Annotated in this window: 8 protein-coding genes and 1 pseudogene; 7 read left to right on the top strand and 2 right to left on the bottom strand. The window is 33.2% G+C overall.

Going from position 1 to position 9,521, the window contains the following annotated elements; all coding sequences use genetic code 11:
* The 3 genes and pseudogenes from Q0929_RS08040 to xth all read left to right on the top strand — a co-directional run.
* A pseudogene (locus tag Q0929_RS08040) lies at nt 1–290 on the top strand (IS200/IS605 family accessory protein TnpB-related protein); the annotation flags it as partial.
* A 56-nt stretch (nt 291–346) separates the two neighbouring features.
* On the top strand, nt 347–637 hold the full coding sequence (locus tag Q0929_RS08035) for a hypothetical protein (RefSeq protein WP_299239574.1): 291 nt from the start codon (nt 347–349) through the stop codon (nt 635–637).
* Nucleotides 634–1,428 (top strand): exodeoxyribonuclease III, encoded by a 795-nt coding sequence (gene xth, locus Q0929_RS08030; RefSeq protein ID WP_299239571.1) that lies wholly within the window; start codon nt 634–636, stop codon nt 1,426–1,428. Before Q0929_RS08035 ends, xth begins: the two co-directional genes overlap by 4 nt.
* Before the next feature lie 226 nt (nt 1,429–1,654).
* Here xth and Q0929_RS08025 read toward each other — a convergent pair whose 3' ends face one another.
* Nucleotides 1,655–4,639 carry an AAA family ATPase gene (locus Q0929_RS08025; RefSeq protein ID WP_299239568.1) on the bottom strand — a complete coding sequence of 995 codons (2,985 nt, stop codon included), beginning with the start codon at nt 4,637–4,639 and terminating at the stop codon, nt 1,655–1,657.
* A 396-nt stretch (nt 4,640–5,035) separates the two neighbouring features.
* On the opposite strand from Q0929_RS08025, the gene Q0929_RS08020 reads away from it, so the two are divergent.
* The 4 genes from Q0929_RS08020 to bioF all read left to right on the top strand — a co-directional run bounded on the left by Q0929_RS08020 (nt 5,036) and on the right by bioF (nt 9,133).
* Nucleotides 5,036–6,307: a dihydroorotase gene (locus Q0929_RS08020; RefSeq protein WP_299239566.1), complete on the top strand. Its 1,272-nt coding sequence runs from the start codon at nt 5,036–5,038 to the stop codon at nt 6,305–6,307.
* A gap of 312 nt (nt 6,308–6,619) precedes the next feature.
* The gene (gene trpA, locus Q0929_RS08015; protein WP_299239564.1) at nt 6,620–7,384 is read left to right on the top strand and encodes a tryptophan synthase subunit alpha; all 765 of its coding nucleotides are present in this window, start codon (nt 6,620–6,622) and stop codon (nt 7,382–7,384) included.
* Complete coding sequence (hisH, locus tag Q0929_RS08010) at nt 7,368–7,991, top strand: imidazole glycerol phosphate synthase subunit HisH (protein WP_299239563.1); 624 nt, start codon at nt 7,368–7,370, stop codon at nt 7,989–7,991. Before trpA ends, hisH begins: the two co-directional genes overlap by 17 nt.
* Nucleotides 7,992–7,993: 2 nt before the next feature.
* On the top strand, nt 7,994–9,133 hold the full coding sequence (gene bioF, locus Q0929_RS08005; RefSeq protein ID WP_299239562.1) for an 8-amino-7-oxononanoate synthase: 1,140 nt from the start codon (nt 7,994–7,996) through the stop codon (nt 9,131–9,133).
* 77 nt (nt 9,134–9,210) lie between these two features.
* Here the strand turns inward: bioF and Q0929_RS08000 are convergent.
* On the bottom strand, nt 9,211–9,521 hold a 311-nt coding region (locus Q0929_RS08000; RefSeq protein ID WP_299239560.1), incomplete at its 5' end, for a hypothetical protein.

Raw genomic sequence — 9,521 nt, 5'->3', positions numbered from 1 at the left:
AACAAACTGCCAACCAACGGAAGGAACAGGTGAGGGGTCTGCCTACAAGCGGACATAAAAGCTGGCAAGTTCTTTCCATAGCCTTAGCCTTCTGCTGTCTTGAAAGATCGTATAGAGATCTTTCTCCCTTAAAACAAATAATCGTTTTAGGGGATTGGATAGCAGTGGTTAACAGGTTAGTTCCTGTGCTTGGTGCAGGGACTATGACACTTCCAAAATACCGCCTGTCAGGGTCGGAAGTGTCTGAAGTGGCGGACTATAAATACCCTGACCCAAGCTGTGCAAACTGATACACTTTTTTACACTTTTATACAGTTTTGTACAGTCTGGTTGACCAGGCATAAAGATGGTAGAATTTATACTTCAAAACATTTTGGCAATAGGACTATTATTTTTCTTAATCGTGGGTCTTGCATTAGCATGGAATATTAAACCTATGAGGTACGGCTTAATTACTGCAATAATCATTGTTATTGCGGTTACAGGTTTGGTAAATTATGGAGGGCTTACAGTTGAAAAAATGATTGCTAAGTCCGGATATATTGCTTTATTTTTAGTTTGGTTAACTGTTTTGATTATCTTTGTGGTTGGTATGTATAAACTTTGGAAAAATTACGGAAATGGTGAAGCACAGTGAAGATTTGTACTTTTAACGTCAATTCTATAAAAGCACGAAAAGATTTGGTTATTGAATGGTTAAATCATAGAAACAATGATATAGACGTTATATGTTTTCAAGAGATTAAGGTAGAAGATAAGAACTTTCCGTCTGAAGATTTTAAAAAGCTTGGTTATATATATCAAGATATTTCCGGACAAAAAGGATATAACGGAGTTGCTACTTTATCTAAGCTTGAAATTTCTCATTATCAAAAAGGTTTAAATCACGAATACTTTGATGTTCAGAAAAGGGTTTTAATTGATAAAATCACAGAAAAGGAAATTTTTGTGATTAACACATATGCTCCACATGGAGATTTAAGAGGTGGAGAGAAATATTATTACAAATTGGATTGGTATAAACATTTTATTAACTTTCTAAAAGAAAATTTTGATTTTGAAAATCAAAAGATAATATTACTTGGAGATTTGAATATTGCATTAGAAGATATAGATGTTTACGACCCTGTACAACTGGCAGATTCAATCGGAACCATGCCGGAAGAACGAGAATTTTTAAGACAGCTTTTAAATCTCGGTTTGATAGATACATTTAGATACTTATATCCAAACAAGCAACAATTTACATGGTGGGATTATATCGGTGGTGCTATTTGGAGAAACGAAGGGATGAGAATAGATTACATATTAGTATCAAAACCGCTTTTACAGTATATAAAAGATGTTGAAGTTGATTTGTGGCCAAGAAAAAGAAGGTCGCCAAAACCTTCTGACCATGCACCTGTAATCTTAGAACTTGAAATATAATATCCCCGAGCCATCCAAGACCAGAGGTTATAGAACTAACTTGAGGGTGTTCAACATTTTAGCTAAACCTAAAAATCAATTAACCTTTTGATTGTCATTCTGCAGCCGGCGAAGAACCTCCTATTTTTCTTTTCAAATCAAAAAATCAAAAAGAAGATCCTTCGGACTTACGTCCTAAGGATGACGAGAAAAGGTAAACTTACAAAAATTTTTACATTACTCTCAACTAACTTTGTTTTACAGTAAATACTAAATTTTCACCAGTTTCATCAGCATCTACTATGACAGTGTCGCCTTCTTTAATTTCTCTTCTAAGTATTTTTTCTGATAATGGTGTTTCAAGGTATTTTTGTATAGCTCTTCTCATAGGTCTTGCACCATAAAGTGGGTCATAACCAAGCTTCATCAATACTTCTTTAGCCTTATCTGTAAGCTCAACTTTAATATTTCTATCATGTAATCTCTTATTAAGAGCATTCACCATTAAGTCTATTATTTGTATAATATCTTTCTTGAATAATGGCTTAAATACAATTATTTCATCTATTCTGTTTAAAAATTCTGGTCTGAAGTAGTTTTTAACTTCTTCAAGAACTTTTTTCTTAGCGATTTCAAACTCTTTCTCAATAACATCTTCCGGAGCATCAACCGGTATAAGTGTTAAGTATTGACTACCGATGTTAGAAGTCATTATAATTACAGTATTTCTAAAGTTTACAGTTCTACCTTGAGAATCTGTAAGTCTTCCATCATCAAGTACTTGTAAGAATAAGTCAAACACTCTTGGATGAGCTTTTTCTATCTCATCAAGTAGGATAACGCTGTAAGGTCTTCTTCTTACTGCTTCTGTAAGCTTTCCACCTTCTTCGTATCCTACGTATCCCGGAGGTGCACCAATCAATTTTGCAATAGAATGCTCTTCTTTAAATTCTGACATATCTAATCTGATTAACGCATCTTCATCGTCAAATAAAAGTTCTGCTAATGTTTTTGCAAGCTCTGTTTTACCTACACCTGTTGGTCCTAAGAACATAAATGATGCAAGTGGTTTTCTTGGGTCTGATAATCCAGCTCTTGCTCTTCTGATAGCTTCTGCAACAAGTTTAACTGCATGTTCTTGGTCTATTAAACGTTTGTGCATTTCCTCTTCTAAGTGAAGCAATCTTTCCATCTCCTCTTCTTTCATCTTAGATATAGGAATTCCGGTCCATTCTGCTATAACTTCTGCAACATCATCTTCTGTAACAACTACAGACTCAGCAAGCTTTTGTTGTAGAGCTTTTATTTCTTTTTCTATCTGAGCTTTTTTAATCTTGTATTCAGCTTCTTTTTCGTAATCGCCTTTTTGGCTGTAGAACTCTATCTGTCTTTCAATTTCTTCAAGCTGTCTTTGTAATTCTTCAAGTTTTGTTCTTTCATTTGAAGATTTAGCTTTTAAATCTTTAAGTTGTTTTTCAAGATTTACTTTTTCTATTTTTAGTTTTGCTTCTTTTTCATAATCTCCGTCTAAGGAAGCCTGTATTATCTGTTCGTCTAACATTTTGATTTTTCTTTCAAATTCAATAACTTCCGGAGATGCATAAACAAGCTTTAGTTTTTTTCTTGCACATGCTTGGTCAAGGGCATCAATCGCTTTATCCGGGAACTTTCTTGCCGGTATGTATCTACCGGTTAATTTTGCTGCTGCCTCTATTGCTTTATCACTTATTTTTACGTTGTGATGTTTTTCAAGTTTTGGTCTTAAAGCTTTTAGTATTTCTATTGTTGTATCAATATCCGGCTCTTCTACATATACAGGCTGGAATCTTCTTTCTAATGCTGGGTCTTTTTCTATGTATTTTCTGTACTCGTCAAGCGTCGTTGCACCTACAACTCTAATTTCTCCTCTTGCAAGAGCTGGTTTTAGAAGTTGTCCAGCATCAGAAGCACCTTCTCCTTTGCCTGCTCCAACGATTGTGTGCAATTCATCTATGAATAGTATGATATTTGGGTCTTTTTTTAGCTCATCGATAAGAGATTTCATTCTCTCTTCAAATTCACCTCTGTACTTTGTACCTGCAACAAGACCGCCAAGGTCAAGAGATAACACCTTTTTATTTTGAAGTTCCTCCGGAACTTCTTTGTTTACTATTTTTTGTGCTAAACCTTCTACAATAGCTGTTTTACCAACTCCTGCCTCACCGATCAATACTGGGTTGTTTTTAGTTCTTCTTAGTAAGATTTCTATAACTTGTTGAATTTCTCTTTCTCTTCCAATTACTGGGTCTAATTTTCCTTCTTTTGCTAATTTTGTTAAATCAACAGTAAATCTTTCTAATGCAGACTTTTCTTCTTCTGCCATTTCTTGCTGGATATTTTTCTCGTCCATTGCTTTCTTTCCTCCTTCTTTTTTCTCAAAATTTAATATTTCATCTAAAATTTTACCAGCTATTGTGTCTTTACTATCTACCAAAGATGTTGCTATATGAACAACGCCAACTGTATTAGAGCCGCTGCTAAATGCGATTTTTTCAGCATTTTCTAAAACTTTAATAAGCTTTGACGAATATACTTTTGAAGTTTTTGAGCCTGTGACATTTTCGATGATTTTTTCTACAAATCTATCTTTGGAAAATCCAAGGTCTTCAATTTGTTTGATTAATGAGCTGTTTTCTATAATCTTGTATAAGAATGATAAAAGATTTATATCGCCGGATAAAAATTTATCAGCAGTGTTAGAATCCGTTAGCTGAGCTAATTGGGATTTTAATGAGGTTAAATTAGACTCAAGTTGTTTTTCGTATATAGTTAACCTTTCAAGCTCTAATCTACTTCCACCACCAAAGAAAAATCCCCTCTCGTAAGATAGGTCTCTTTTTAATCTCTCTTTTTGAGCCTTTACATTTCTAAGCTCTTTGTATATTTCAAGAGCTTGATTTCTTGCTTGTGTTAACTGGGATTGTAGAGTCTTTAAATAATTTGAATAATCCTCTACAGCTTTATTTATTTGAGAGTAAATATCGTTTAAGTACGATGTAATATTCTCTTTTAAAGCTTTCTTGTCAATACCTCTCTTTTCAAGAATCTTTAAAAGTGGCGAATCATCTTTAGATATTAATGCCAAAAGTAAATGGTCTGTATCAACCATTGAGTCATTGTTTTTAAGTGCGATACTTTTAGCCTGTTCTAACAAATCTTTTGCTTTCTTTTCTAATAAATTTTCGCTAAACATTTTAAATCCTCCATTATAAAATAATTTTAGTGTAGTATTGTTAAATTAATATAATACAGAATACTAAAATTTTCAATAGCTTTTTTATTTGTGAAAAACATCATTTAAAATTTTGTTTTTGTGTATTAATTTAAAAATAAAATTAAAACGAGGATTACAAGAATGCAACAGGATATAGATAATATTCCAAAAATTAAGGTCATTCTAAAGTTAACGAAAAATCTCCATCCTTTCCCCTTCTGTAATGATAACCCATGAATTATTTCTACTTTTTTGTTTTTAAAATTAGTGTTTTTTGATTGTGATAGAATATTATTTTTGTTAAAGTTTTTTAATGAAATTTTCATTTTCTGAGCTAAATTTATTCTAAATTCATCTTTTGCAAGGAGTCTGAGAATGATTTTGATAAAGAACGGACATATTGTAGACCCTCAAAATAATCTAAATGATAAGTTTGATATATTGATTGAAAAAGGAGAAATCAAGAGAATAGAAAAAAATATTCAGCCTTTTGCAGGTTGTGAGGTTATTGATGCAGAAGGAAAGATTATAACTCCATCTTTTACAGATATACATGTTCATTTTAGAGACCCTGGTCAAACTTACAAAGAAGATATAGAGTCTGGAAGTAAAGCAGCTGTTGCCGGTGGATATACAACCGTTGTATGTATGCCAAATACTATACCTGCTATTGATGATGTACCAATCGTAAGATACATTATAGAAAAAGGTGAAGAAGTAGGATTGTGTAGAGTTCTTCCTGCTGCAGCAATAACAAAAGGAAGAAAAGGAAAAGAGCTTACAGAAATGGCACTGCTTAAAGATGCAGGAGCTGTTTACTTTACCGATGATGGTGCTCCTGTCATGGATTCTTTCATAATGAGAAAAGCGATGGAGTATGCCGGCTCTCTTGGAACCTTTGTTGCTGACCACTGTGAAGACTTAAACCTTTCACAAAACGGTGTTGCCCACGAAGGAGAGATAGCAGCTGCACTTGGACTTCCACCACTTCCACCGGAAGCAGAGGACACAATGGTAGCAAGAGATTGTATATTATCCATACAAACAGGAATGCCGGTTCATATATGCCATATATCCTCCAAGCTATCTGTTGAGATTGTAGCATGGGCTAAAGCAATGGGAGCAAAGGTAACCGCTGAAGTAACTCCGCATCACTTATACCTGACCGATGAAGAATTTTTAGATTTTTCTTGCATAGCAAAAGTTTCGCCACCACTAAGAACCCATGAAGACATAGAAGCAACCAGATGGGCTCTTGCAAGTGGTATTGTTGATTTTGTAGCAACAGACCACGCACCACATGCACATTATGAAAAGATGCAAGAATTACAGGCTTGTCCACCAGGAATGCTTGGGCTACAATTTGCACTTCCTATAGTTTTAGATCTTGTTAAGAAAGACTACTTTGATTTAGACAGAATGGTTGAAGTAATGTCAATACAGCCGGCTAAAAAAATTGGATTAAAACCACCACAAATCAAAGAAGGTGAGATTGCCGAACTAACAATCTTTGACCCATTTGAAACTTGGGAAGTCAATGAAGAAACGATATTATCAAAAAGTAAAAATACACCATTGCTTGGAAGAAAATTAACCGGCAAAGTTAAATATACGTTCTTTAATGGTAAAATCGTTTACAGAGATTAGCCATAGAAAAGAGTTAAGGAAAACAAAATTTGTCATTCTGGCAAAAAAGAAGAGTTTTCTACTTTTCCCCAATTTCTCACTTAGACTGTTCCAAAAATCCGCACCGTCATTCTATAGTCGGCGAAGAATCTCATGTTTCTCTTTTCAAGTTAAAAAATCAAAAAATAGATCCTTTGACCTTCAGTCTCATTAACAAGGAAAGGTAAATTTACAAAAATTTAGGAACACTCTCATTTCTCACTTGACGTTTGTTATAATTTTAGAATTAAATTTTAAAAATGACGCTTTAACAAAATTTTAGGAGATGGTTCAGTGATAGGAAAAGTATTTGAGATTAAAAAACCGCTTATTTGCTACTTTATGGCAGGATATCCATCTGTTGAAGACAGTATCAAAACAGCAGAAGTTTTGTTAGAAAATGGTGCGGATATTTTAGAAGTTGGATTTCCTTTTTCAGACCCTGTTGCTGATGGCATTACAATTCAAGCAGCCCACGAAAAAGCGGTAAAAGATGGTATTACACCGGTTAAAGTCTTTGAAATTACAAAAACTATAAAAGAAAGATTTCCGGACAAGCCACTTATCGCAATGACATATTACAATCCAATTTTTAAAATGGGAGAAGAAAATTTTTGTAAAACAGCAAAAGCAAATGGTATTGATGGATTGATCGTTCCAGATCTGCCACCAGAAGAGGGAGAAAGCTTAAAAAAAATAGCAAATCAGTATGGATTATCTGTAATCTTTCTGCTTGCTCCAACATCGCATGAAAAAAGGGTTAAACTTGTTTCAAACATGAGTGATGATTTTATATATTACGTATCAATTACAGGCATTACAGGGGAAAGAGAAAGTTTACCATGGCAAGAGCTTAAAAGCAAAGTAGAAAAGATTAAGAAAATGACAGATAAAAAAATTGCTGTTGGATTTGGTGTTTCAAAGGGAGAGCATGCTAAAATTATATCAAGTTTTGCAGATGGTGTTATAGTTGGGAGTGCGATAGTAAAATTACAAGGTAAAAAAGATTTTGAAGAATTAAAATCTTTGGTGAAGGAGCTACATGATAGCATTAGTTGATTATGGAATGGGTAATTTAAGAAGTGTAGAGAAAGCTCTTGAAAAAGTAGGGTTTAATGTGCTGAGAACGTCAGACCATTCAGATTTAGACAAAGCAAAGGCAATAGTTGTTCCGGGTGTTGGAGCTTTTGGAGATGCAATTCATAACTTAGAAAAGCTTGGCTTGAAGGATAAAATAATTAAGCATATAGAAAATGGAAAACCTTACTTTGGTATATGCTTAGGATTACAAATACTATTTGATTATGGCTATGAGTTTGGCTCTCATGAAGGACTTGGAATTATAAAAGGTAGTGTAGTAAGATTTGATGATAAATTAAACATAAAAATACCCCATATGGGTTGGAATCAGATTTGGAAGAAAAAAGATTCAAAGATGTTTAAAGATATTGAAGATGGTTCATATTTCTATTTTGTCCATTCATACTATGTTAAACCGGATGAAGAAGATATCATAGCAACTACAACAGATTATGGAATAGATTTCTGCTCAAGCATTGAAAAAGACAACATATGGGCAGTACAGTTCCATCCAGAAAAAAGTCAGACACTTGGTCTAAAACTTCTTGAAAATTTTAGAAAGTTTGTTTATGAAAGTGATAAGTAAGGATGTTAAACTTAGATGAGTTGTTATCTAAAAAATTACAAGAGATAAAACAAAAAAACAGATATAGAACAAGACCAATATTAAATGAAAATGTTATTAATTTCTCATCAAACGACTATTTAAGTCTAAGAGATAATCCAATTACAAAACAAAAGCTGATTCACAATATTGACAAACTATCTCTTGGAAGTGGTGCATCTGTTTTAGTATCAGGATACCACTTAATTCAAAAAGAGCTTGAAAAATTTATCTCCGAATTCAAGCAAACAGAAGACTGTATAGTCGTTGGTAGTGGGTATATGGCTAACGTTGGACTTATACAAGCCATTTCTGACGAAGAGGACATTATTTTTAGTGATGAATTAAATCATGCTTCAATCATAGATGGGATTAGAATCTCTAAGGCAAAAAAAATTATTTATAAACATTGTGATGTAGAAGATTTAGAAGAAAAGTTAAAAAAATATCATACAAAAGGAAAGAAGATAATCATTACAGACGGCGTTTTTAGTATGGAAGGAGATATTGCTCCACTTGATGAAATCATAGAAATTTCAAAAAAGTATGATGCTGTTGTTATAGTTGATGATGCTCACGCAACCGGTATAATTGGAGAAAAAGGAAGAGGAAGTCTTAATCATTTTAATTTAATGCCAGATAGTAATATCATTCAGATGGGAACATTGTCTAAGGCTGTTGGTAGTTATGGAGCTTTTATTTGTGGAAGTAGAATTTTGATAGAGTATCTTGTAAATACTATGAGGTCTGTTATATTTACAACAGGTTTATCTCCTGTCCAAAACTTTATATCTCTTGAGAATTTTAAAATATTAGCAAAAGAGGATTTTAGAAGAAAAGAAGTTTTAGAAAAGTCTAAGCATTTGGTAAACTCCTTAAAAAATAGAGGGATAGATGTAAAGTTTTTTGGCACTCCTATAATCTCTTTGATAGTCGGAGAAGAAGAAAAGGCTTTAAAATTAAGAGATAGATTATTAGAAAAAGGCTTTTTTGTTCAAGCAATAAGACCGCCAACAGTCCCAGAAGGAACTTCAAGACTTAGAATAACGATAAATTACAATCATTCTTATGAGGATATTGAAAGACTGTGTGAAGCTTTAGGTGAGCTGATGAGACTACTCTAAAAATCAAGGTTGTCATTAGAAAAAAGATAACCTTATTTGTTATCGTATGCCATTTTATTGCTCCCTTAGCTAGCTTTTTACTTTACGATACCGATTAATTTAGCTAAAAGCTCTAAAGAATTTTGATTTAAAATTACTATAATTGCAATCAAAATGATAACCGCAATTCTTAAATCTTTCTTGAATTCCACCCTTGTTATTTCAATTTCTTTTCTAACAATATCAATCTCCCTCCTAACAACATCAATCTCTTTCTTAAATTCGACTTCTAATGTCTTCATTTCTTGTCTTAGCAATTCAACATCATACTTGGAAGCAAGTTCTTTTTTAAGCTCCTCCGAGATAGAGATTTTCAATTTTTCTTCAGAAGACTCTAAGGATTCATTGA

The organism is Sulfurihydrogenibium sp. (genome assembly GCF_028276765.1).
In the GTDB taxonomy this organism is placed as follows: Bacteria; Aquificota; Aquificia; order Aquificales; family Hydrogenothermaceae; genus Sulfurihydrogenibium.
Note: the sequence above shows the minus strand (reverse complement) of the source record. Positions and strands in the feature narration are given on the sequence as shown.

What these genes read in the sequence shown, in the direction of transcription:
- Q0929_RS08035 (WP_299239574.1), top strand. Translation starts at nt 347, where the DNA reads ATGGTAGAATTTATACTTCAAAACATTTTGGCAATAGGACTATTATTT.
- Q0929_RS08025 (WP_299239568.1), bottom strand. Translation starts at nt 4,639, where the DNA reads ATGTTTAGCGAAAATTTATTAGAAAAGAAAGCAAAAGATTTGTTAGAA.
- Q0929_RS08020 (WP_299239566.1), top strand. Translation starts at nt 5,036, where the DNA reads ATGATTTTGATAAAGAACGGACATATTGTAGACCCTCAAAATAATCTA.
- hisH (WP_299239563.1), top strand. Translation starts at nt 7,368, where the DNA reads ATGATAGCATTAGTTGATTATGGAATGGGTAATTTAAGAAGTGTAGAG.
- bioF (WP_299239562.1), top strand. Translation starts at nt 7,994, where the DNA reads ATGTTAAACTTAGATGAGTTGTTATCTAAAAAATTACAAGAGATAAAA.